Here is a 24,848-nt window from a genome sequence, read left to right as displayed (position 1 = left end):
TCTTCTATGCGGTTTGGGAATCCGGGCTGATCGGGGACCCAATTGCTGACCATCCACCCCACTTTTCGAGTGCCTTGCCTACGCCATGGCCGCGGCTCACGGGGATTTTTTTGAACATCCTGCAACCCGACACGGTCGCCGCGCGTGGGGCGCTGCAAATACCGGAGCCTCACGGCTATGACGTGCTGCAGGCATTGCCGGCGGCAGTCTACATCACTGACGCATCGGGAAAGATCACTTTCTACAATGAGGCCGCGGCAGCTCTGTGGGGCCATCGTCCGCAACTCGGCAAGGACGAATGGTGCGGCTCCTGGAAGCTTTTCTGGCCGGACGGCAGGCCGATGAAGCACGAGGATTGCCCCATGGCGGTGTCGTTGCGGGAAGGGCGCGACGTCAGGGGTGGCTCGGCCATAGCCGAACGGCCGGATGGGACGCGCGTTCCCTTCCTGCCCTTTCCCACGCTACTGCGCGACGCAGACGGGAAGATGACAGGCGCGCTGAACATGCTGGTCGATATCAGCGGCCAGAAGCAGCGGGAAGAAATCGAGATGCGGCTTTCCGCGATCGTCGAATCGTCCGAGGACGCCATCATCAGCAAGGATCTCGACGGCGTCATCGCGAGCTGGAACAAGGGAGCCGAACGGCTCTTCGGCTATACGGAGCAGGAAGCGATCGGCCGCCGTATCACCATGCTGATCCCGGAGGACCGGTGCAATGAGGAGCCGAGCATAATCGAGCGCATCCGCAAGGGCGACCGCGTCGACCATTATGAAACCGTCCGGGTCCGCAAGGATGGATCCCTGGTTCACATCTCGCTCTCGGTCTCGCCGGTCAAGGATCATGCCGGACGGGTGGTCGGCGCCTCCAAGATCGCGCGCGACATCACCGAGCGGAAGGAAAGCCAGCACCGCATCCTGATGCTCATGCGCGAGGTCAACCACCGGGTGAAGAACCAGTATGCGGTGATTCTCTCGATGATCCGGGAAACCAGCAAGCGCTCCCGCGATTCGTTCGAATTCGAGAATCAGGTGCGGGATCGCATCATGGCGCTGGCCCGCTCGCACGATCTTCTGGTGCTGGCCGAATGGCGCGGCGCGACCGTGTTCGAACTGCTCCTGGCGCAAGTGAAGCCGTTCGGCAACGAGGACTGCATCACGATGTCGGGCCCATCGATCGTGCTGCAGCCGAACGCCGTCCAGTATCTCGGCATCGCATTCCACGAACTTGCGACGAATTCGTCCAAATACGGCGTCCTTTCCGCGCCGGGCGGGCGTATTACCGTCGAATGGAAAATCGAAGCCGGCACGGACGGAAAGAAAAACTTCTGCCTCCTCTGGACCGAGGTTGACGGCCCTGCGGTCCCCGAGGTTTCGGAACATGGATTTGGCAGGATCGTGCTGGAAAAGGTGACGCCGGCGGCACTTGGCGGCAAAGGTGCGCTCACCCGTCTCCCCAACGGCATTTTGTGGACGCTGCGAACCCCGATGACCTATCTCGAGGCGACGGGCGACGCGGACGATCGTGTTCCGGAACTGGCCGCCGAAGCGCTCGCGAAGGTCTGACGCTCCAAAACTTTCTTCTCCATCCATGTCGGAATGAGCTGATTCCGCTCGTCCTTGGGATGTAGACAGGCAGCCACGATCGAGCCGGCCTGCAAATCCGAGGAGACCGACATGATCAAGTCCACGCTGATTGCCCTTTTTGCCTCCGCGGCAGCCCTGCTCGCCGCGCCGTCCATCCTCCGCGCGGAAGAGGCGACGAAAGCCGAAGCCGCGTCGGAGCCGGTCAAGAGCGGCCGTATCGCCGCCAATGGCGTCGATTATTATTACGAGATCCACGGCGAGGGCGAGCCGCTGCTGCTGCTCCATGGCGGGCTGGGCTCCATCAACATGTTCGGGCCGATGCTGCCCGCGCTTTCCGAGCATCGGCAGGTGATAGCGGTCGATCTCCATGGCCATGGACGCACTGCCCTTGGCGGGCGAGACATTGACCTGGTCGACATCGGCGACGATCTGGCGGTGGTGCTGAGCGAACTCGGCTACGAAAAGATCGACGCGCTCGGTTATTCGTTCGGTGGCGGGGCCGCTTTCCGCCTTGCGGTCCAGCATCCCGACAGGGTCCGCCGGCTGGCGATCGTTTCAGCCGGCTACTCCGACGAGGGCTTCTATCCCGAGATCAAGGCGCAGCAGGTCCAGGTCGGCGCGGCAATGGCCGACATGATGAAGGAGACGCCGATGTACCAGTCCTACGTCGCCGTCGCCCCGAAGCCCGATGAATTTCCGAAGCTGCTCGATCAGATGGGCAATCTGATGCGCAAGCCCTACGACTGGTCTGCCGACGTCGAAAAGCTGAAGATGCCGGTCATGCTGGTGTTCGGCGACAGCGACATGTACCGGCCCGAGCATGTGATAAAATTCTACCAGCTGCTCGGCGGCGGATTGAAGGATGCCGGCTGGATGCGTGAGAACCTGCCGCAGAACCGGCTGGCGATCATCCCGAACCGCACCCATTACGATATGTTCTTTGCGCCCGAACTGGCCGGGACCGTGCTTCCGTTCCTGAACGGCGAGACGGCGGTCAAGAGCTGGGCCCAGCAGGTCGAGGCGGAGAAGTAGCCAGTCCATCGACGCCGGATCAGGACGCGGCGCCCGGCTTGCCCGGCGCCGCGTCTTTTTTGGCGTCTCCTATCCCCGATATCCACATAGCCGGCACACAAGATGTTGGGGTCATAAAAGTTACAGAAACGAATCCTTGACGGACGGAAACGAGTCGCCTTTTATGGATCAGCGCTCCTGTTGAGGGCGCGGCCGGCGAGTGACAGCACCGGTCTTTTTCCCGGATTTCCCCTGCGTTTTGGCGGACCAGCCCGTTCAGTCGGCGGGTTGACGCATGGGATTTTCGCGGCATTTTTGTTGCGTGGGACATTTGTGCGGCACTGGATTAATTAGGCTGTTAACACTATATTTAGCGTTTGCAGCGACGCTTCGGCACCAGATAGAGTGGCGATCTCTCACCAGAGAATCATCATCCGGTGCCGGGGCGAAAGCTCCGGGCTTTGCCCGGGCCGCCCGACGCCGAAAGTTTTCGGCCGGGACGGCCACGGCGAAAGCCGGAGATCGCGAGCTTCCGGCCTCGCAAGAGGCCGGCATTTGAAGGACACGCGCCTTCATGCGGAAACCGCGAGGGTTTCCCGTGGATAGGTGCTATATATAGGGACTGAGGACGGACCAATGCGCATCGAGCGGCGTTTCACCAGGGACGGGCAATCGGCCTACGCGGACATCGAATTCCGCAAGGCGCTTTCGGAGATCAAGAATCCGGACGGCTCCGTCGTCTTCCGCCTCGACAACATCGACGTGCCGGCGCAGTTCTCGCAGGTCGCCGCCGATATCCTGGCGCAAAAATATTTCCGCAAGGCCGGCGTGCCGGCGCGCCTGAAGAAGGTCGAGGAGAACGACGTTCCCTCCTTCCTGTGGCGCTCGGTGCCAGACGAGGCCGCACTCGCCGAATTGCCGGAGAAGGATCGCTACGGCTCCGAGACCGACGCCCGCCAGGTTTTCGACCGCCTCGCCGGCACCTGGACCTACTGGGGCTGGAAGGGCGGCTACTTCAAGAGCGAGGACGACGCCCGCGCCTTCAAGGACGAACTGTCCTACATGCTCGCCACCCAGCGCGTCGCGCCCAACTCCCCGCAGTGGTTCAACACCGGCCTGCACTGGGCCTACGGCATCGACGGCCCCGGCCAGGGGCATTTCTACGTCGATCCGTTCACCGGCAAGCTGACCAAGTCGAAATCGGCCTACGAGCACCCGCAGCCGCATGCCTGCTTCATCCAGTCGGTCGCCGACGACCTCGTCAACGAGGGCGGCATCATGGATCTGTGGGTGCGCGAGGCGCGCCTGTTCAAATACGGCTCCGGCACCGGCTCCAATTTCTCCTACCTGCGCGGCGAGGGCGAGAAGCTCTCCGGCGGCGGCCGCTCGTCCGGCCTGATGAGCTTCCTGAAGATCGGCGACCGCGCCGCGGGCGCGATCAAGTCGGGCGGCACCACGCGCCGCGCCGCCAAGATGGTGGTCGTCGACGTCGACCACCCCGACATCGAGGCGTACATCGACTGGAAGGTCAACGAGGAGCAGAAGGTCGCCTCGCTCGTCACCGGCTCGAAAATCGTCAAGCAGCACCTCGCGGCCATCATGAAGGCCTGCATCAATTGCGAGGCCGACAATGGCGATTGCTTCGATCCGCTGAAGAACCCGGCGCTGAAGCGCGAGATCAAGGCGGCGAAGCGGAATTCGGTGCCGGAGAACTACGTCAAGCGCGTCATCCAGTTCGCCAAGCAGGGCTACACACGAATAGACTTCAAGACCTACGATACCGACTGGGATTCGGAGGCGTACCTCACGGTTTCGGGCCAGAACTCCAACAATTCGGTCTCGTTGAAGGACGATTTTTTGCGCGCGGTCGAGAATGACGGCGAATGGAACCTGCTTGCCCGCAAGGACGGCAAGGTCATGAAGACGCTGCCCGCGCGGGAACTCTGGGAAAAAATCGGTCACGCCGCCTGGGCCTCGGCCGATCCCGGCCTGCACTTCAACACGACGATGAACGACTGGCACACCTGCGCGTCGGCCGGCGCGATCCGCGCGTCGAACCCGTGCTCGGAATACATGTTCCTCGACGATACGGCCTGCAATCTGGCCTCCATCAACCTTCTGCCCTACCGCCAGCATGGCGGCAACATCGACATCGCGGCGTACGAGCACACCGTGCGCCTCTGGACCATCGTGCTCGAAATCTCGGTGATGATGGCGCAGTTCCCGTCCAAGGAGATCGCAAAGCTCTCCTATGAATACCGGACGCTCGGCCTCGGCTTCGCCAATATCGGCGGCCTCCTGATGACCTCCGGCATCCCCTATGATTCGGCCGAGGGCCGCGCCATCGGCGGCGCGCTGACCGCCATCATGACCGGCGTCGCCTATGCGACCTCGGCCGAAATGGCGTCCGAACTCGGCGCCTTCCGCGACTACGACCGCAACGCCGACAACATGCTGCGCGTCATGCGCAATCACCGCCGCGCCGCCTATGGCGACCGCGACGGCTACGAAAAGCTCTCCGTCGCGCCGGTGCCGCTGGTCGCCTCCGATTGCCCGCAGGCCGAGCTGATCAGCCACGCCCGCGCCGCCTGGGACCGCGCCATCGAACTCGGCGAGGAGCACGGTTTTCGCAATGCGCAGGCGACCGTGATCGCGCCGACCGGCACGATCGGCCTGGTCATGGACTGCGACACCACCGGCATCGAGCCCGACTTCGCATTGGTGAAGTTCAAAAAACTCGCCGGCGGCGGCTATTTCAAGATCATCAACCGCGCCGTGCCGGAAGCCCTGCGCACGCTCGGCTATACCGAAGCGCAGATCGCCGAGATCGAGGCCTACGCGGTCGGCCACGGCAATCTGAACCAGGCTCCCGGCATCAATCCCGGCTCGCTGCGCGCCAAGGGTTTTACCGACGAGAAGATCGCGGCGGTCAATGCAGCGCTTGGCCAGGCCTTCGACATCAAATTCGTCTTCAACCAGTGGACGCTCGGCGCCGACTGGGTGAAGGAGACGTTCGGCTTCACCGACGAGCAGCTCAACGATTTCTCCTTCGAGATACTGCCTGCACTGGGCTTCTCCCGGAAAGAAATCGAGGCCGCCAACATCCACATCTGCGGAGCGATGACGCTGGAGGGCGCGCCCTTCCTGAAGGACGAGCACCTGCCGGTATTCGACTGCGCCAATCCGTGCGGCAAGATCGGCAAGCGCTACCTCTCGGTCGAGAGCCACATCAAGATGATGGCGGCGGCCCAGCCCTTCATTTCGGGCGCGATCTCGAAAACCATCAACATGCCCAACGAGGCGACCGTCGAGGATTGCAAGAGCGCCTACATGCTATCGTGGAAGCTGGCGCTCAAGGCCAACGCGCTCTACCGCGACGGCTCGAAGCTTTCGCAGCCGCTCAACGCCTCGCTGATCGCTGACGACGAGGAGGATGAGGACGACATCGTCGAGGAACTGATCACCTCGCCGGCCGCCGCCCGCGCCGTCACCGTCACCGAGAAAATCGTCGAGCGCATCATCGAGCGCGTTTCGCGCGACCGCGAAAAGCTACCGAACCGCCGCAAGGGTTACACCCAGAAAGCGGTGATCGGCGGCCACAAGGTCTATCTCAGGACCGGCGAGTTCGACGACGGCCGGCTCGGCGAGATATTCATCGACATGCACAAGGAGGGCGCGGCCTTCCGGGCGATGATGAACAATTTCGCCATCGCCATCTCGATCGGCCTGCAATACGGCGTGCCGCTCGACGAATATGTCGACGCCTTCACCTTCACCAAGTTCGAGCCGGCCGGCATGGTCCAGGGCAACGACGCGATCAAGAACGCCACCTCGATCCTCGACTACGTGTTCCGCGAGCTCGCCGTCTCCTATCTCGACCGCCACGACCTCGCCCATGTCGACCAGTCCGACTTCGACAAGACCGCACTTGGCCGCGGCATTTCGGAAGGCCGGGCCTTGCCCTTTTCCAAGGGCCTGACCCGCGGCGCCTCGCCGCTCAAGGTCGTCTCCGGCCAAGGCGTTGCGGGCCCCGACCCGAAGGGCTTTGCCGGCGGGCAGGGCGGAACCGGCCAGCCGGTGCGTTCGGCCCCGGTCGCCTTCTCCGGCTCCAATGTGCGGGCGCTGTCATCGGCCTCGGCCAATGCCGGCCTGGCGGTCAAGCCCGCGCTGGTCAGCGAAGGGGCGACCGCCTTCAAGCGCGACTATGAGGAACGGGCGAGGGAACTGACGGAAGAAGCCGTGGAGGACGAAGCCTCGCCGGCCTCGGCGCTGTTCACCGACACGGCAGCCGAAGCCGCCGCCGAGGCGAAAAAACTCGCCTCCCAGCGCCGCCAGCAATCGCTGATGCAGGGCTACACCGGCAACGAATGCTCCGAGTGCCACAACTTCACGATGGTGCGGAATGGGACCTGTGAGAAGTGCGATACATGCGGGGCGACGTCAGGGTGCTCGTGAGAAGCTAAACAAATCAATGATTTAAACATTCGGCCCGGTCGCAAGATCGGGCCGAAATACTAAAGGGAACAAAAGAGAAACAGATAAAGATATCTTTATGCGATGCCCCTTAAACACCAAAGCCGACCCTCTCGGATCGGCTTTGGATACCGCGAATGAGCCGAAGCCCACGCGGGACGAAGAGACCTAGATCTCCCCTCCTTCTGACAAGGGAAACTATAGGGAGATTCGGCAATCGGAGTCTAGAAGGCTGTGGCGTCTAGTGCAACTCAAACGCCTCTCGAAAGGCTAAGCCTCCATGAAATCAGAACCGCAAATTAGCGCTAACAAACTGGTAGAATATTGCTTCGCCCGCTCCACCCGGCGAACAGCTATCATTGAGGATATTATTAAACCCAAAAATTTCCTTATCGATACTCGGTACAATGAGATCGAGCGGGCAATGATGTATTTTATTGAGAGCCGAGGAAAGGACGATAATCGATTGTCACAACTCGATTCGGCCTTGCTGTCTCGTCAGCCAGCGTCGTCGCATGATGAACAAAGACTTCTTACGGCCCATGACGCAATCGAGCTCTGTCGCACAATGAGCTTCGCCAAATTGCCCGACATCGGCAAACTAATCTGCGTTTCTGACAGTCAGCCAAAACTTATTCTTAATGGTGTATCGGTAAGTATTAGACCGACAAACTCAATCAAGTTACCTCAGTCGGGAAAAAGGGAGATGGCGTTTGGTTTGATTAAACCCTACATCTCCAAAACTCTGCCGTTGACTACGGAAACGGCTGCGCTGCAAGGAGCGCTTCTGCATTGGTATGCGGACGTGAGCTTTCCAGGCTCGGGAGAGGCCCGTTCAGATTTGTGTTTTGTAGTAGACGTTTTTGCGCAGAAGATGTTTTCTGCGCCGAGCAGTTTCCGCCAACGCAGGAAGCTCTTAACCGCTTCGTGTCAAGAAATTTCGGATCGTTGGCAAGCTATTCGGGCGCGATTGATTGTGGAGGAGGCAGTTAGCAGAAGACGTTCCTAGGGAATCTGACGCTCCGTCTCATATAAGAAAAGGTCGTCCGCGCGATTGCCATCCTAGCGCGGACGTCTTTCTCCGCCTTCTGTGCTTGGAGGCGAAAGTGGCCGCCGTGAAATTGCACCGGGGACGCTGAATAGTATCATCAAGCAAGCCGGCCTGAAGGTGGCTCCATCTGAATGTTCCGGACGGCGATGATCGAAACATTGGATGGGTGGGCCGAAGGAGGAAGCAAGGCGGTCATTTCCATGGCATCGTGAGGACTGAGGTCCCTTGTACGAGCGGTCCGTGATAAATTAACGCAAAGGCCCGCCATTTGGAGATGCAGCAATGGTCGATCTGGCAGATGTGCTCGATCCACTCCGCAAGCAGGTGATCGACATCAAAGATGCACTCGCCCACGCGCGCTATCGTTATGACGGTATCGATCTGATCATGGGCGATGTTTCGGACCCCAAGGTCCGGGGAGCCTCGCAGGAGATTTTTGCCCTGGCCAGCGAGAAGATGGATGTCGTGGATGACATGCTGGACGAACTCTATCGACAGCTATCCGCACTCGATCGCACGTTTGAGGCTCATGGCAAATCGCTAGGGCGGGGGTAGCAAGATCGACGGCGGCTGGGGCGAAGTTCTGAGCGCAGGATTTCGGCATTAGGCAGCAGAAGCCACCACCTTCTCCCTCAAGGGGAGAAGGGAGATCGTCATCCCCACGGCTGCAAATCACCATCGCGAACACAGCGATGACGGTGTCGCAGACCGAGTAAATTCGTGCGGCACTTCGGCCGTTCTTCGGCGCGCTTTCTTACCGCCGCACCGCCCCCGCCAGCCGCTCGCCCAAACCGTAGACGAGGTTCTCGATGTCGGCTGCCGTCCAGGGCGCCAGGGCAGCCGCTTTCACGCGGGTTTCGACATCGCTGTATTTGCCGATGCGGGCTTCTATGAAGGAGCGCATGCGCTGGTGAAACTGGCCAACGGTGAGCTGCTTGCCCTTGGCCTTGAACATCGAGCCGTTGAACCGCGCCGCCTTGGGGAAGAATTTGCTGGCCTTGGCATCGGGCTTCTCCTCGGCGCTCGACAGGAGCTTTGCTGCGCCGTTCGTGCCAAGGAAATGGGGGAGGTAAAGATCCCGCTCATCCATGGCCGTCTCGAGGCGGGCTTCGATGCGTTCCTTGGCCGCGAGCAGGTTCTTGGCGGCAAGCACCGCCGACAAATAGGGATCGCGCCTGAGCTCAAGGATACGGTCCTCTTCGGTCTCGTCGTCGACGTAATGGTGTTCGCGCTCGCCGTCGGGGCGGGTCAGGATCATCTCCGCTTCTTTGCCCAGGCCGAATTCCTCGCCGTACTTCTTCACGGCCTCGAGCCAGCTCTGGTCGAGGAACTGCATGAGGCCGAGCGCCGACCCCTTGGACGGGCGGTTGTTGATGTCGAAGGACGACTCCTTTTCGGCGATCGCGAAAAGGGTGTCGGCAGGAAATCGGGTGTCCGTGGCGGCGCGCAGGATTTCGCTGGCGATGTGCTGCGACACCTCGTACTCGCCGAACTCATGCACAGACAGGCCGGTGACGATCTGTTCCGCGCCTTCCGAAAGAATGGAGACGGTGCCCTTCAGGGCGTCGGCCAGCGTGCCCTTGACTTCCTTGCGTTGGGGAGCCGTGGCGTCCGGATCGATGATGTCGAACTCGGGAACGGCAGAGGGGAAATCCAACAAAGGAGATGGAACGGCCGCGGAAAGCGCGGCCTCGGTAACTCCCGCGGGCATTGCCCCTGCATGGAGTGGTCGTGGTAAGATCGCCACTGTCGCCGCCAGGCAAAGCCCCGCGATCATTTTCGGCAGAGGCTGTCCGCTCCCCGAAAGGAGAGCGCCCCCGCAAGCAAAGAATTCACGTGTTTTTTGGAGTGACGCCAAGGTCCCCCTCCCGTTCCCTGTCGCTGCCCAGTTGCCTTGGAGCAGGTCTATTTCCAACGTTGAGCCGTCAACGTCGAAAAGGACAAGAAGAACGGTCGGTGCGCCCTCTAAGTAGTCATGGTTCGTGGCGGTACAATGGCCACAGTGCGGCGAAACAGGTTACAATCTACGACAATATGATTTATCGGGCGCGGCATAATCGATGCATTGCTTGAGAAAATTCCCGGTTGCGAGCAGAACATTTCTCGGAACGTTCACTGCCTATTCGCATTCGGCGTCGGCGATTCGGTTCATTCCATATCCGCACCCCAGCCGGTCCCCGCCTCGGTTAGCTCGCGCCACATCGAGCGGGCGAAGCTTTCTGCGGCGGGGATGGGACTATGGGGCATGGAAGACCATTCGGGCGTTGCGTTCCGTCCAACACCTGGCGTGCTCCTGCTATAGCCATCGGTTCTGAAACCGTAACGCTCTACGGCTGAAGGTTCCTGGCCAGCGCCGCGCCGGCGCCTAACGCGCGCAGCTTTCCGGCAGCGACATCGCGCGACAGCGGCGCCATCCCGCAATTGGTACAGGGCTGGATGCGCTCGGCGTCGGCATATCCCAGCGCTTCGCCGATGGTCGCGGCCACCTGTTCGGGCGTCTCGACCAGGTTCGACGCCACGTCGATCACGCCGACCAGCAGTTCCTTGTCGGGCAGCAGCGAAATCAGCGAGATCGGCACGCGCGAATTGGCGCATTCCAGCGAGACCTGGCGGATTGAGGACGCGTTGATGGCGGGAAATATCGCCTCATATTGCCGCCATTCCGAGCCCAGCGTCTCCTTCCACTTCAGATTGGCCTCTATGCCGTAGCCATAGCAGATATGCACCGCCGTCGCGCAGCGCAGTCCTCGCGCAGCCCGTTCCAGCGCGGCGATGCCCCAGTCGTTCACCTCGGCCATAAACACATTGAAGGCCGGCTCGTCGAACTGGATCACGTCGACGCCCGCCGCTTCGAGTTCCAGCGCCTCCTCGTTCAAAATTTCCGCAAAAGCCATCGCCATGTCGGCCCGCCGGCCGTAATGCGCGTCGGCCAGCGTATCGCAGATGGTCATGGGGCCGGGCAGGGTGAATTTCAGGCGCTTTTGCGTGTGCCCGCGGCAGAACGCGGCCTGGTCGCCATGCACCGGGCCGCTACGCCGCAGCTTGCCGGTCACCGTCGGAACATCCGCCTCGTAGCGGTTGTTGCGGATGCCCATCTTGGTCATCAGCGTCCAGTCTATGCCTTCCACCGTCTCGAGGAAGCCGTGCACGAAATGCGTGCGGAACTGCTCACCATCCGACACGGTCTCGATGCCCGCGTCCTCCTGCTCCTTGATCCAGATCAGCGCCGCGTCGCGCTTGGCGCTGTCGAGTTCTTCGCCCTCCAGCTTCCATTTCGGCCACAGTTTTTCGGTCTCGGCCAGCCATCCCGGTTTTGGCAGGCTGCCGGCGATCGTCGGTGGAAACAACATTGCTCTCTCCCCTCGATGCGCTCCGTCCGGCGTGGCGAAGCTGGCTATTGCCGTAGGTGGCAACGAACGAACTGAACCTCGCCGTCGGCGCCAGGCGTGGAAATGCGCAGGGCGTTTTCGTCCTGCATGGCGAACCGGATCTGCCGCTCCTCGGTATTGCCCTCGGCAATGCAGGACGCATCCACGGTGGCTTCGCCGTCCTTCATATCTTGGGCAGCGAAATTGCAGACGCTTTCGTAGCGGCGGATCGTCGTCGGCGTGATAACGGCGAAAAGCTGGACCGGCTCGACATCGATCCGCGCGCAGGAGGCGGCATCCGCCGCCCACACGCCGACATAGTCGGGGCCGATGCCGGCCGGGCGTGCGCGCGCGGCGGCGCGGGTGTCGGCGTTCAACTGGTCGGGCGGCGGCAGCACGGCACCGGGGTCGCCGGTCGGAGCGGCCGGCGTACCGGCTGCTTCGTCGATCCGCTTCTCCAGTTCAGTGACCGCGCTATCGAAGTCCTCCTGCGCCTGCTTGATGATCTCCTCGACGCTTTGGCCGATGTCCCTGGCGATCTCGCCGGCGCGCTCCAGCGCCGGGCCGGCATCTTTCAACGCTTCGCGGCCCTGTTCGGCCAGATTCTCCGCCCCTTCGCGCAGCGCCTCGCCGGCTTCGCGCAGTTCGCGTCCAACGTCCTCGGCCGTGCCGGGTGCAGGTTCAGGCTGTTCGGGCGCGCCTTCCTCGGTCTGCTGGGCGGTATCGGCTGCCTGCTCCTCGCCGCACGCCGCCAGCAGGAGCGCGGATGCCAGCACGGCAGGCAAAAAAAAGTCTGGAAATCCGCATCTCTAAGCCTCCGGGTTCTGGCGTCAGTAGATGACCACGCTCCTGATGCTCTCGCCTTTGTGCATCAAGTCAAAACCCTTGTTGATGTCGTCGAGCGGCATTGTGTGGGTGATCATCGGATCGATCTGGATCTTCCCTTCCATATACCAGTCGACGATCTTCGGCACGTCGGTGCGGCCGCGCGCGCCGCCGAATGCGGTGCCCATCCAGGTTCGCCCTGTGACAAGCTGGAACGGCCGCGTCGCGATCTCCTGGCCTGCGCCGGCGACCCCGATGACGACGGACTTGCCCCAGCCGCGATGGCTCGCCTCCAACGCCTGGCGCATCACCTTCACGTTGCCGGTGCAGTCGAACGTGTAGTCGGCCCCGCCGATCTGGTCGGCGCCGCGCTTGGTCAAGTTGACGAGGTAAGGCACGATATCGCCGTCGATCTCCTTCGGATTGACGAAATGCGTCATGCCGAAGCGTTCGCCCCATGCCTTGCGGTCGTTGTTGATGTCGACGCCGATGATCATGTCGGCGCCGGCGAGCTTCAGCCCCTGCAGGACGTTCAGCCCGATGCCGCCCAGCCCGAACACCACCGCCGTCGCGCCGATCTCGACCTTGGCCGTGTTGATCACCGCGCCGATGCCGGTGGTCACGCCGCAGCCGATGTAGCAGATCTTGTCGAAGGGCGCGTCGGGATTAACTTTTGCAAGCGCGATTTCGGGTAGGACCGTGAAGTTGGAGAAGGTCGAGCAGCCCATATAATGAAAGATCTTTTCGCCGCCGACCGAAAACCGGCTGGTGCCGTCCGGCATCAAGCCCTGGCCCTGGGTCGCGCGGATGGCCGTGCAGAGGTTCGTCTTCCTGGACAGGCAGGACGGGCATTGCCGGCATTCCGGCGTGTAGAGCGGGATGACGTGGTCGCCCTTCTTCAGGCTTGTCACGCCGCGGCCGACATCGACCACCACGCCGGCGCCCTCATGGCCCAAAATCGCCGGAAAGATGCCTTCCGGGTCCGCGCCCGACAGCGTGAACTCATCGGTGTGGCAGATGCCGGTCGCCTTGATCTCGACCAGAACCTCGCCGTCGCGCGGCCCCTCCAGGTCGACTTCCATGATCTCCAGCGGTTTTCCGGCCCCAACGGCCACAGCGGCGCGTGTTTTCATCGTCTTGTTCCTCCATCCCGAATTCGGCCGCAAACTTTCAGCTTTTCACCGGCCGATCAAGCGCCGCGAACCCCTACTTTTCGGCATAGCCGCGGCCCTGTCGCCATAGTATGCATCGGCATGGCGGCAAATCTCCTCATGGCGGCGCTACTCAATGCGGTTACCTTCCTCGTTCATGCGGTAGGACTCATCGGGCTCACCCATCTGATGACGAAGATCATCGAGCGCAGTTCGGTGCGAGAGCGGCGCTGGGCCAAGCTAATGGCGATGTTCCTGCTGGCGATGGGCCTGTTCCTGCTGCTGAGCGTCGAGATCGCCGTCTGGGCGGCCTGCATGATCGGTATCGGCGCATTTCCCGATTTCGAAACTGCGTTCTACTTCTCCACTTCCTCCTTCGCGACAATCGGCTTCGGCGATGTCCCTCCGGCTCTGGAATGGCGCCTGCTCGCAGCAATGGAAGGCGTCACGGGCTTTCTCATAGTCGGCTGGTCGGCGGCCTATATGGTCGCTTCCAGCATACGCTTCGGCCCGTTCGAGCGCGACATGCATTTTTGAGCGGCGCGAAGCATGACGTTTCGGGCGCTTGAGACATTCCCGGATAGCCCATAGAACGGAGCGCTACGCCGGGAGGGACGCCGCTCGCATGTTTAAGAAAATCCTGATCGCCAATCGCGGCGAGATCGCCTGCCGCGTCATCAAGACTGCGAAGAAAATGGGCATAGCCACGGTCGCCGTCTATTCCGACGCCGATCGCGAGGCGATCCATGTCGAGATGGCCGACGAGGCGGTTCATATCGGGCCGGCGGCTGCATCGCAAAGTTATCTTGTGCCGGAGAAGATTATCGAAGCTTGCAAGACGACCGGCGCGGAAGCGGTGCACCCCGGCTATGGCTTCCTGTCGGAGCGCGCGTCCTTCTGCGAGGCGCTGGAAGCGGAGGGCATCGTTTTCATCGGCCCGAAACCCAAGGCGATCCGGGCCATGGGCGACAAGATCGAATCGAAGAAGTTTGCCAACGGGGCCAAGGTCTCCACCGTGCCGGGCTTTCTCGGCGTCATCGAGGACGCCGCCCATGCCGAAAAGATCGCTGGCGAGATCGGCTATCCCGTCATGATCAAGGCCTCGGCCGGCGGCGGCGGCAAGGGCATGCGCATCGCCTGGTCGAAGCGCGAGGTGCGCGACGGCTTCCAGTCATCCAAAAACGAAGCCAAGAGCTCGTTCGGCGACGACCGTGTTTTCATAGAAAAGTTCATCGTCGACCCGCGCCACATCGAAATCCAGGTTCTGGGCGATGCGCACGGCAATTGCATCTATCTCGGCGAGCGTGAATGCTCGATCCAGCGCCGCAACCAGAAGGTTGTCGAGGAAGCGCCGTCGCCCTTCCTCGACGCGAGGACGCGCAAGGCCATGGGCGAGCAGTCGGTCGCGCTGGCAAAGGCTGTCGACTATCAGAGCGCGGGCACGGTTGAGTTCATCGTCGACGCGGAGAAAAACTTCTATTTCCTTGAAATGAATACGCGTTTGCAGGTCGAGCATCCGGTGACGGAGCTGGTCACCGGCGTCGATCTGGTCGAGCAGATGATCCGGATCGCAGCAGGCGAGAAGCTGGCGATCAGGCAAAGCGACGTGAAAATGACCGGCTGGGCGGTCGAAAGCCGGCTCTATGCCGAAGACCCTTATCGCAACTTCCTGCCGTCCATCGGCCGCCTGACGCGCTACCGCCCGCCGGAGGAGGGGAGAACCGGCGGAATCGTCATTCGCAACGACACCGGCGTCACCGAAGGCTCCGAGATTTCGATGCATTACGATCCGATGATCGCAAAACTCTGCACCTGGGCGCCTGACCGGCTGCAGGCCATCGATGCCATGTCCGAGGCGCTCGACGAATTCGTCGTCGACGGCATCGAGCACAACATCCCGTTCCTTGCCGCACTGATGCGGCATCCGCGCTGGCGCGAGGGCCGTATTTCGACGGCATTCATCGCCGAGGAATACCCGGACGGTTTTGCGGCGATCGTTCCGGATACCGGCGAGAAGGCGGTGCTGGCGGCGGTCGCGACAGCCGTCGAGCTTCTGCGCCGCGACCGGCTCGATCGGTTGTCGGGCAGGCTGGCGCCGCATTCCGGGGCGCTGAAGCCCGACTGGGTGGTCCGCCTCGGCAATGAATATCTGAGCATTGCGCTCGGAGAAGGCATGGTGTCGATCCCGATCGAGATCGACATCTCGGTGGAGGAGGGGGCTCCGCTGACGGTGGCGTCGGACTGGCGGCCAGGCGATCCGGTCTGGCGCGGAACGGTCGGCGGTCGGCAGGTCACGGCGCAGATACGCCCGGTCGAGAACGGTGTCCGCATCGCCTGGAAGGGCATGGCGGCGACGGCTCGTGTGATGCGCCCGCGCACCGCCGAGCTCGACCGGCTGATGCCGGCGAAGATTGCGCCGGACACATCGAAGCTGCTGCTCTGTCCGATGCCCGGGCTGGTCGTCTCGATCCTCGTCGCCGAGGCGCAGGAAGTGAAGGCCGGCGAAATGCTGGCCGTCGTCGAGGCAATGAAGATGGAAAACGTGCTGCGCGCCGAGCGCGACCTGACCATCGCCAGGATAAACGCAAAACCAGGCGACAGCCTGGCTGTCGACGCCGTCATCATGGAGTTTATATAGGATGGACGCATCGCCGGGACGCCAGGCCGTTCTTTTCGACCTCGACGGAACCCTGACGGACCCGTTCGTCGGCATCACCCGGTCGCTCGGCTATGCGCTGGAAAAGCTCGGCCGCACCGCGCCTGCGGCGGATGATCTGCGCTGGTGCATCGGCCCGCCGATCCAGTCCTCCTTTGCCGTGCTGCTCGAAACCGAGGACGCCGCGGTGATCGGAGAAGCCGTCCGGCTCTACCGCGAGCGCTATTCGGCAATCGGCAAATTCGAGAACACGCTGATCGAAGGCATCCCGGATGTGTTGGCCGAACTCGTCGCCGACAGCTTCTTCCTGGCGGTCGCGACCTCGAAGCTGAAGACCTATGCCGGCGAAATCATCGACCATTTCGATCTGCGCCGCTATTTCAGCGTGGTCCACGGCTCCGAACTGGACGGCCAAAACTCCGTAAAGGCCGAACTCATCTCCCATATACTCGCCGTCGAAGCTCTCGACGCCCGCCGCACCGTGATGATCGGCGACCGCTCGCACGATGTGGCCGGCGCCAACGCCAACGGCGTCTTGGCCATCGGCGTGCTCTGGGGCTATGGCGACCGGCAGGAACTCGAGACCGCCGGCGCGGCCCGCATCATCGCCAGCCCGGCCGAGCTGCGGGGATCGATCGCCGCGCTGTTGTGATCTGAAATGTCCGGTCCATCCAAAAGCCTGTGGCCGGCGTCCATTCAGGCTGGACTGGCGCGATGCGTTCCCGGACAATACATCTCACCTTTCCCTGAGTCCTTCGAGCGGCAAAAAACCATGGCGGATGAGAGACTTCCACGCGATCCGCTGATGCGGGAGGCGATGGCCAGGACGGCAGCGCCGGCTCCGGCGAGCCGCGCGTTCATTCATCTGCGTGTCCATTCCGCCTATTCGCTGCTCGAAGGCGCACTGCCGATCGGCAAGATCGTCGGCCACGCCGTCAAGGACAGCGCACCGGCCATCGCCATCACCGACACCAACAATCTGTTCGGCGCGCTCGAATTCGCCCAGAAGACTGTCAAAGAAGGCATCCAGCCCATCATAGGCTGCCAGGCGGACCTGCTTTTCGTCGGCGAGACCAGCGAAGCCTCGCGCGGCAACGGCCACCGCCGCCAGGGGCCGGACCTCTATCCCGTCGTGCTCATCGCCGCGACCGAGATCGGCTACGGCAATCTGGTGCGCCTGGTCAGCCGCGCCTATCTCGACACGCCGCCCGGCGAGCCCGTCCAGATCACCACCGAATGGCTGGCCGGCATGTCGGACGGGCTGATCTGCCTCACCGGCGGCCCGCGCGGGCCGATCGGCTCGGCGCTCAAGGCCGGCCATGCCGATCTCGCCGAAAGCCGGCTGCAATCGCTGATCTCGCTGTTTTCCGACCGGCTCTATGTCGAACTCGAGCGCGTCTCGGGCTACGACCGCGCACTCGAGGCGGCGACCGTCGATCTCGCCTACCGTCTCGCTCTGCCGCTGGTCGCCACCAACGAGGCGTTTTTCCCCGCCCGCGAGGACTATGAGGCGCATGACGCGCTGATCGCCATCGCCGAGGGTGCGGTCATCGCATCGGACGAGCGGCGGCGGCTATCGCCGGACAATTTTTTGAAGAGCCAGAAGGAGATGGCGGAGCTTTTTGCCGATCTGCCTGAAGCGATCGACAATACGGTCGAGATCGCCATGCGCTGCTCCTACTACCCGAAAAAGCGCGCGCCGATCCTGCCTCGCTTCACCGGCGGCGACGAAGCCGACCCGACCGCAGCACTCAAGGCCGAGGCCGACGAACTGCGCCGCCAGGCCCGCGAGGGCCTTGCAATGCGCTTCGAGACCGCGGGTTTGACGCCCGGTTACACCGAGGAGCAGTACCGCGAGCGGCTGGAATTCGAGCTCGGCATCATCGAGCGCATGAAATTCCCCGGCTACTTCCTCATCGTCGCCGACTTCATCAAATGGGCGAAGGCGCAAGGCATACCCGTCGGCCCAGGCCGCGGCTCGGGCGCCGGCTCGCTCGTCGCCTACGCGCTCACCATCACCGACATCGACCCGCTGCGCTTCTCGCTGCTGTTCGAGCGGTTCCTCAATCCCGACCGCGTCTCGATGCCCGACTTCGACATCGATTTCTGCCAGGACCGCCGCGAGGAGGTGATCCGCTACGTCCAGGGCAAATACGGCCGCGATCAGGTCGGCCAGATCATCACCTTCGGCACGCTGCAGGCGCGCGCAGTCCTGCGCGACGTAGGTCGCGTACTACAAATGCCCTACGGCCAGGTCGACCGCCTCTGCAAGATGGTGCCGCAGAACCCGGCCAATCCCGTAAAACTCGCCGAAGCGGTCGCCAACGAGCCGCGCTTCGCCGAGGAGGCGGAGAAGGAGCCGATCGTCCAGACCCTGCTCGACATGGCGCAGAAGCTGGAAGGCCTCTACCGCCACGCCTCCACCCACGCCGCCGGCATCGTCATCGGTGACCGGCCGCTGTCGGAACTGGTGCCGATGTACCGCGACCCGCGCTCCGACATGCCGGTCACCCAGTTCAACATGAAGCTGGTCGAGGATGCCGGCCTGGTAAAGTTCGACTTTTGGGCCTGAAGACGCTCACCGTGCTCGAAACCACGGTGAAGATGCTGCGCCGCCGCGGCGTCGAGATCGACCTGGCAAAGCTCCCGCTCGACGACGAAAAGACCTACGCCATGCTGTCGCGCGGCGAGACGGTCGGCATCTTCCAGGTGGAATCGGCCGGCATGCGCAAGGCGCTGATCGGCATGAAGCCCGATCGCATCGAGGACATCATCGCGCTGGTGGCGCTCTACCGCCCCGGCCCGATGGAGAACATCCCGACCTACAACGCCAGAAAGCATGGCGAGGAGGAGATCGCCTCCATCCACCCGATGATCGACCATCTGGTCAAGGAAACCCAGGGCGTCATCGTCTACCAGGAACAGGTCATGCAGATCGCGCAGGAGCTTGCCGGATATTCGCTTGGCGAAGCCGACCTGCTGCGCCGCGCCATGGGCAAAAAAATCCGCTCCGAGATGGACCAGCAGCGCGCCCGCTTCGTCTCAGGCGCGATGGAAAAAGGCCTGGCCAAGCCGCAGGCCGACTTCATCTTCGACCTCCTGGCAAAATTCGCCGACTACGGCTTCAACAAGTCGCACGCCGCCGCCTATGCGGTGGTCTCCTATCAGACCGCCTACATGAAGGCGCATTATCCGGTCGAGTTCCTGGCCGCGTCGATGACGCTCGACATGGGCAACACTGACAAGCTGGCCGATTTCCGCCAGGACGCGATGCGCATGGGCATAGACGTCGTGCCGCCCTCGGTGATGACCTCGTTCGGCGATTTCGAGGTCGAGGAAAACCGCATCTTCTATGCGCTGGCGGCCTTGAAGGGCGTCGGCGAGGCGGCGGTCGAGCACATTGTCGAAAAGCGCCGCGAAAAGCCCTTCGCCAGCCTCGCCGATTTCTGCGAGCGCATCGACCCGAAGATTGTCGGCAAGCGCGTCTTCGAAAGCCTGATCACCGCCGGTGCGCTCGATTGCTTCGGCCATGAGCGCGCTGCCATGATGGCGGGCGTCGAGCGCATGATGGGCCTCGCCGCCCGCGCCCAGGAAAACGCCGCATCCGGCCAGGCCGACATTTTCGGCGTCTCGCTCGCCGGCCAGTCGGAGACGCTCATCCTGCCCGCGGCCGACGCGTGGCTCCCCGCCGACCGCCTGCACCGCGAATTCCAGGTCGTCGGCTTCTACCTCTCGGCCCATCCGCTCGACGAGTACAAGGCGGTGCTGGAGCGGATGCGGGTGCAGAACTACGCCGATTTCTCGCTGGCCGTGAAGCGCGGTGCCTCCGCCGGCCGGCTCGCCGGCACCGTCACCTCCAGGCAGGAGCGAAAGACCCGCACCGGCAACAAGATGGGCGTGGTGGCGCTCTCCGACACCACCGGCCAATACGAGGCGGTGTTGTTTTCGGAGGGGCTGGCGCAATATCGCGACCTGCTGGAGGCCGGCCGCTCGGTGGTCATCACCGTCGCCGCCGAGGACCGCCCGGAAGGCATCAATCTGCGCATTCAGACCGTGCATTCGCTGGAGGACGAGGCGAGCCGCGTCCAGAAGGCGCTGCGCATTTTCGTCCGCGACGACCGCCCGGTGCCGGCGCTGCAGTCGCAATTGACGGTCAAGGGCGACGGCCAAGTCAGCGTCGTGGTGATCAAGCCGGAAGGGCAGGGCGAGATCGAGATCGGCCTGCCCGACCGCTACCGCATCTCGCCCCAGATTGCGTCAGCCATGCGCGCCGTGCCGGGGGTTGTGGAGGTGGAGTTGGTGTGAGGGGGCGGTTTAGCCCAGTGCCGAACTCACCAAGGCATATCGTTGATGGTCCGGAATAGCCGAGAATTGCTACATCATGGTCGGCTTGTGTTCGCCGCCAACTTCTGATCGAGGACGGACCCCGTTCGTGTAATAGCCGATATTTTGCCCATGCGGTCGTGGGCTTGGCCGCAGGTGACCGGTTCCTGTCGATCATGATCCGCCAGCCCCACGGCGAGTGAAACAATCGACCGAACACATACCTGGAACTTTTTAGCGAATATTCCATTGCTGTTGCGCCAACTGTCAGGCTGCACCAAACAAACGGATGAACGTGTCGTCGCCCCCACGATACTCGCTCGTGATTCCTATCTGCAACGAGGAAGAGGTGCTGCCTCGACTGATCGGGCGGATAAAGTTACTGCTTCGCCGGCTGGATGGAGAGACGGAGGTGATCTTCATCGATGACGGGAGCCGGGACGGAAGCGTCAACTACCTTCGGGAGGTCATTGTCGCTGAGCCGGGTTTCCGGCTGGTCGAGCTTTCCCGCAATTTTGGACATCAAGTCGCGATTACCGCAGGCATGGAACTCGCCAGGGGTGACGCCGTCATCGTGATGGACGCCGACCTTCAGGACCCGCCGGAGGTCGTGCTGGAGCTGGTGGCGAAGTGGAAGGAAGGATTCGAGATCGTGTATGCGCGGCGTGTCAGCCGGCAAGGGGAAACCTGGTTCAAGCGCATCACCGCGCGTCTCTTCTACCGGTTGCTGGAGCGCATGACGCCGGTTCACATTCCGCGCGATGTCGGCGACTTCCGTCTGGTGGGCCGTAAGGCGGTGGAAACTTTCAAGCAGATGCCCGAACATGATCGTTTTGTCAGGGGTATGTTCGGCTGGATGGGATTCAAGCAGGCCGCCGTACCGTTTGAACGTCCTGCGCGAACAGTGGGTCAGACCAAATACCCATTCTGGAAAATGATGCATCTTGCGGTTCACGGCATCGTCAGCTTCTCGGAAAAGCCGCTGCACATGGCGCTCTGGGCTGGATTGGGCATTTCAGCGCTTGCTATGCTGTTTGGCGCTTACGCGATGTTCGCGTGGATATTCGAGACAGGGGTTGTTGCCGGCTGGACATCTGTCGTAGTGACCGTCTCGCTTCTCTCCGGCATCAATCTCTTCATGATTGGCGTGGTCGGGCTCTATGTCGGCAGCATCCATGCCGAAGTGAAACGCCGGCCTCTCTACGTGGTCGAGCGTATCACGGGGTTCGAGGAGCCTACCCCCACTGCAGTCGCCGATGACAGCCGCAGAGTTCTTTCGCTGAGCAAGGATCGGAAGCTCGGCTGATGGCCAGCCTGTTCGACGAGTACCGAGACAGTTACGGGCAAGCGGTTGAGGGATCGATCCGATTTTCCGGGCTGGGGCATGATTTCTTTCTGAAAGCAAAGGCCGACCTGTTGCGACGTTTGGTCATCGACCGCGGTCTCGATGAGGGCGGCTCGGGCGTGCGGGCGCTGGACATTGGCTGCGGCGTCGGTTCGCTTCATCGCCATCTCGAGGGCGCTTTCGCGAGCCTGGACGGTTGCGACGTCTCGAAAGAATCGATTCTCCGCGCGCGCCGGAGCAATCCGGGCGTCGACTACAGCGTCTGTACGTCCGCTGCACTGCCCTACGATGAAGGCACCTTCGACCTGGTTTTCGCCAGTTGTGTCCTCCACCACGTCTCGCCGAACGCTTGGCATGACTTCGCACGGGAAATACGCCGCGTTCTGCGGCCGGGTGGTGTGGCCTGCATCATCGAGCATAACCCCTGGAATCCGCTGACGCGCCTCGCCGTTCTGCGGTGCCCTTTCGACAAGGACGCCGTGCTGCTCCGTGCCGCCATGACCGAGGCGCTCTTTCGAGAAACCGGATTCGGGGAAATCCAGTCGGAGCATTTCCTGCTTTTGCCGCGGAGCGGCCGGCTGGCCAGAAAACTGGAGCGCTCGCTCGCCGCTCTTCCCTTGGGTGCGCAATATGCGTGTAGCGCCCGCGCCTGAGAAACATTTGATCGCCGGCTTTGAACCGAAGCTCCTGATGCGCTTCGGGCTGATCGGCATCGCAGCCACGGCCCTTTATGCTGCACTCGCCATCGTGTTCATGAACCGGGAATGGGTCGGCTTGACCGTCGTCCAGGCCTCTCTCGCCGCATATGCGGCGGCTGCGCTGTTTTCCTATCTCGCCCACAAATTCGTGACCTTCGTGTCAAGCGGGCGGCATCGGACGGAGGCTCCGCGCTTTCTGCTGCTGACGGCGACGGGGCTCGCGGTGGCCTATATAACGCCGGCGCTGCTGACCGGCATGCTAGGCCTGCCGGGCATCGTCCCTTTGCTGGTCACGTGCATCTTGATCCCGGTGCTCAATCTCCTGGTACTCCACCGGTGGGTGTTCGCGGAGCGGAAGTCGGATCCGTAGCACCACCATCGGCAACGTCCAGCCTGAACGATACCAGCTTGATCGCGCGGTCGTAGATGTTGCTTGCAACCGGCGTCTGCCGGATCGAGTCGGGATAGTCGAAGGCCATGTCGAGCGCTTCCGCACCGGCGAGAACCGCCTGCGGGATCACGAAGGAGACCTTGCGAGGTGTTTCGCCGGAAAGCATGGTCTCATGCATGCGAGCGCCGTTCACCGAGATGACCACCCTCTGGGTGATTTGCGGCGGGCGAACCATCGGGGCCATCTCCAGCGTGGCGGCCAGGTCGCCGGGGATTTCCGGAATTTTCGCGCGAAGCCGCGAGGTTTCGCCCAGGGAATACGTGCCGTCGCCAGTCGGCCCGGTCCAGCCGCACACCTTCATGCTGTCGGCGCGTTTCATCCCCTCCCGCTGTTTTCCCAGGTGCAGGAATGAAATCGTTTCGCCAAGGCTGTAGCTGCCGATGCGATCGCGGTTGAGGCACGTGGTCGTCTCGTCGATATAGAAGGCGCGGTAGTCCGGATGGACCCGCGGATTGAGAGCCAGGCCGAGGATGACGATCTCGGCCCCGGCCAGCAACGCCGCCAGCGCATAGAAGCCGAGGAAAATCGCGCGCCGCTGCGGCGTCGGAAAACTAGACCAGGGCAAGATAGCCTCTCATCCACGCGATCGTGGTGAAATAGCAGGTGGCGGGCAGCAGGACCAAGGCTGCATAAAAAACGGGCCTGGATGCCGCCAGCAGGGTCATGGACAACACGATCAGCGGAGCCAGCCCCACGACATATCTCACCATCGACGCCAGGTTCGTCAGTAGCGGCAGCACAATGCCGAGCGTGCAGAAAAACGCCGCGCTATACTGTCTGCGAAACGCCAGGACGGCAGAGAGCGCCAGCCCGGCGACGCAGGCGAACGCGCTCCACTGAGGCGAGGTCGGCAGCCATCCCGTCGTCGGCGTGGCCGAGAATGCGTCCCACAGGAACTGGAGCGGATTGCCCGTCACCCGCCCGAAGGCGCGCTGCACGTGAACGAAGGCGAAGCCGTCCCCGACGGTGAGATAGAGATACAGCATATAGGCAAAGAGGCCGGCGGGCGAGACGAGGATGGCGACGAGGAGGTCCGGCCGCGACAGCACCCGGCGAGGGAAGGACAGGACCGATCCGCCCCGCATCCGATGCTCTTGGAACATCTGGATCACTGTTGCGAACACGACGAAGACCCCGACCAGACGCGTGGCCGACAACAGCGCGGAGAAAAAGCCTGCCGCTAGGTAGCTGGAGCGTTTTAGCGCCAGAAAGACGCACGATGTCAGGAGCACAAATAGAGGCTCCGAGAGGAAGGTGGTGAAATAGAAGGAGAACGGGCCGCTGAGCAGGAAGGCGCAATAAAGCACATAAGCGCGCATGTTCCTGTCGAGCAACTGCCACGATACCAGGCAGGAGGCGTAGCTCAATGCGATGGACGTGGCGATTGCGACGATAGCGGTGGGAAACGGGAAAACAGCCCTGAGCCCCGCAACCAGCATCGGATAGAGCGGAAAAAAGCCCCAACGCCCGACATTGCTCGCGCCGGGGATCGGAAAGCCTTCGTAGCCTTTCTCGGAAATGCCCACATACCAGGAGCAATCCCACCTGCACAGCGATTGAACATAAGGCTGCAGGCTATGATCCGGCCAGACCGCTGTGAACGCGGCATAGCGGATAACAATTCCGCTGGTGACAAAGAAAAGCGGGACCACTGCGATCGCCAGCGCTGTGGAGCGGCCCGTGTTCGCTCGCGCAACCTCATCCAGCACCAAGTCTGCCTCTGCCCATATCGAGTAGCCGGCGCGCCGTTCACCGCCGGAATCAACAAGTTACGCTGGCGAGCTCAAAACGTTCCTTTTTCTTGACCCAAATTGCAAACGTGGGCCAGCGACAGGCCTCTGTCGGGCGGGCGGATCAAAGGATAAATAATTCCGAGATTTCATTTATCCAATTTGGAGCCGCCCCTCCCATGT

General features: G+C 62.3%; 17 protein-coding genes and 1 pseudogene. 12 read left to right on the top strand and 6 right to left on the bottom strand.

Going from position 1 to position 24,848, the window contains the following annotated elements; genetic code table 11:
* Positions 1-110 precede the first annotated feature (110 nt).
* The 5 genes from ACG873_RS11580 (at position 111) to ACG873_RS11560 (ending at position 8,673) form a co-directional block, all read left to right on the top strand.
* Positions 111-1,562 (top strand): PAS domain S-box protein, encoded by a 1,452-nt coding sequence (locus ACG873_RS11580; protein WP_394891866.1) that lies wholly within the window; start codon positions 111-113, stop codon positions 1,560-1,562.
* Between the two features lie 111 nt (positions 1,563-1,673).
* Positions 1,674-2,615, top strand: a complete 942-nt coding sequence (locus ACG873_RS11575; protein WP_394891864.1) for an alpha/beta fold hydrolase — start codon at positions 1,674-1,676, stop codon at positions 2,613-2,615.
* Between the two features lie 615 nt (positions 2,616-3,230).
* The gene (locus ACG873_RS11570; RefSeq protein ID WP_394891863.1) at positions 3,231-7,049 is read left to right on the top strand and encodes a vitamin B12-dependent ribonucleotide reductase; all 3,819 of its coding nucleotides are present in this window, start codon (positions 3,231-3,233) and stop codon (positions 7,047-7,049) included.
* A gap of 298 nt (positions 7,050-7,347) precedes the next feature.
* Positions 7,348-8,076, top strand: coding sequence for a hypothetical protein (locus tag ACG873_RS11565; RefSeq protein ID WP_394891862.1), 729 nt, complete (start codon positions 7,348-7,350; stop codon positions 8,074-8,076).
* 324 nt (positions 8,077-8,400) lie between these two features.
* Positions 8,401-8,673: a hypothetical protein gene (locus ACG873_RS11560; RefSeq protein ID WP_394891861.1), complete on the top strand. Its 273-nt coding sequence runs from the start codon at positions 8,401-8,403 to the stop codon at positions 8,671-8,673.
* Positions 8,674-8,872: 199 nt separating this feature from the next.
* On the opposite strand, the gene ACG873_RS11555 is transcribed toward ACG873_RS11560, so the two are convergent.
* The 4 genes from ACG873_RS11555 to ACG873_RS11540 form a co-directional block, all read right to left on the bottom strand.
* Positions 8,873-9,829: a transglycosylase SLT domain-containing protein gene (locus ACG873_RS11555; protein WP_394891860.1), complete on the bottom strand. Its 957-nt coding sequence runs from the start codon at positions 9,827-9,829 to the stop codon at positions 8,873-8,875.
* A gap of 616 nt (positions 9,830-10,445) precedes the next feature.
* Positions 10,446-11,468, bottom strand: a complete 1,023-nt coding sequence (locus tag ACG873_RS11550; protein WP_394891858.1) for a methionine synthase — start codon at positions 11,466-11,468, stop codon at positions 10,446-10,448.
* 44 nt (positions 11,469-11,512) lie between these two features.
* The gene (locus ACG873_RS11545) at positions 11,513-12,271 is read right to left on the bottom strand and encodes a hypothetical protein (protein ID WP_394891856.1); all 759 of its coding nucleotides are present in this window, start codon (positions 12,269-12,271) and stop codon (positions 11,513-11,515) included.
* A gap of 45 nt (positions 12,272-12,316) precedes the next feature.
* On the bottom strand, positions 12,317-13,444 hold the full coding sequence (locus ACG873_RS11540) for an S-(hydroxymethyl)glutathione dehydrogenase/class III alcohol dehydrogenase (RefSeq protein ID WP_394891855.1): 1,128 nt from the start codon (positions 13,442-13,444) through the stop codon (positions 12,317-12,319).
* A gap of 120 nt (positions 13,445-13,564) precedes the next feature.
* Here ACG873_RS11540 and ACG873_RS11535 point away from each other — a divergent pair, with 120 nt between their 5' ends.
* From ACG873_RS11535 to ACG873_RS11505, 7 genes and pseudogenes are all read left to right on the top strand, one after another.
* Positions 13,565-13,999 carry an ion channel gene (locus ACG873_RS11535; RefSeq protein WP_394891854.1) on the top strand — a complete coding sequence of 145 codons (435 nt, stop codon included), beginning with the start codon at positions 13,565-13,567 and terminating at the stop codon, positions 13,997-13,999.
* 88 nt (positions 14,000-14,087) lie between these two features.
* Positions 14,088-16,100: an acetyl-CoA carboxylase biotin carboxylase subunit gene (locus ACG873_RS11530; protein WP_394891853.1), complete on the top strand. Its 2,013-nt coding sequence runs from the start codon at positions 14,088-14,090 to the stop codon at positions 16,098-16,100.
* Position 16,101: 1 nt separating this feature from the next.
* The gene (locus tag ACG873_RS11525) at positions 16,102-16,770 is read left to right on the top strand and encodes an HAD hydrolase-like protein (RefSeq protein ID WP_394891852.1); all 669 of its coding nucleotides are present in this window, start codon (positions 16,102-16,104) and stop codon (positions 16,768-16,770) included.
* 153 nt (positions 16,771-16,923) lie between these two features.
* Positions 16,924-20,423, top strand: a pseudogene (gene dnaE, locus ACG873_RS11520) (DNA polymerase III subunit alpha).
* Between the two features lie 307 nt (positions 20,424-20,730).
* Positions 20,731-21,747, top strand: a complete 1,017-nt coding sequence (locus ACG873_RS11515) for a glycosyltransferase family 2 protein (protein ID WP_394891851.1) — start codon at positions 20,731-20,733, stop codon at positions 21,745-21,747.
* Complete coding sequence (locus ACG873_RS11510) at positions 21,747-22,439, top strand: class I SAM-dependent methyltransferase (RefSeq protein WP_394891850.1); 693 nt, start codon at positions 21,747-21,749, stop codon at positions 22,437-22,439. The genes ACG873_RS11515 and ACG873_RS11510 overlap by 1 nt, the downstream gene beginning before the upstream one ends.
* A 7-nt stretch (positions 22,440-22,446) precedes the next feature.
* Positions 22,447-22,854 (top strand): GtrA family protein, encoded by a 408-nt coding sequence (locus ACG873_RS11505; RefSeq protein ID WP_394891849.1) that lies wholly within the window; start codon positions 22,447-22,449, stop codon positions 22,852-22,854.
* Here ACG873_RS11505 and ACG873_RS11500 read toward each other — a convergent pair.
* Positions 22,799-23,500: a hypothetical protein gene (locus tag ACG873_RS11500; protein WP_394891848.1), complete on the bottom strand. Its 702-nt coding sequence runs from the start codon at positions 23,498-23,500 to the stop codon at positions 22,799-22,801. The two genes, ACG873_RS11505 and ACG873_RS11500, sit on opposite strands and share 56 nt — an antisense overlap.
* Complete coding sequence (locus ACG873_RS11495; protein ID WP_394891847.1) at positions 23,487-24,644, bottom strand: hypothetical protein; 1,158 nt, start codon at positions 24,642-24,644, stop codon at positions 23,487-23,489. The genes ACG873_RS11500 and ACG873_RS11495 overlap by 14 nt, the downstream gene beginning before the upstream one ends.
* Positions 24,645-24,848 lie beyond the last annotated feature (204 nt).

Origin of the sequence: Allomesorhizobium aridi, from assembly GCF_043769475.1 — a bacterium.
In the GTDB taxonomy this organism is placed as follows: Bacteria; Pseudomonadota; Alphaproteobacteria; order Rhizobiales; family Rhizobiaceae; genus Allomesorhizobium.
This window is presented reverse-complemented; position numbering and strand designations above follow the sequence as displayed.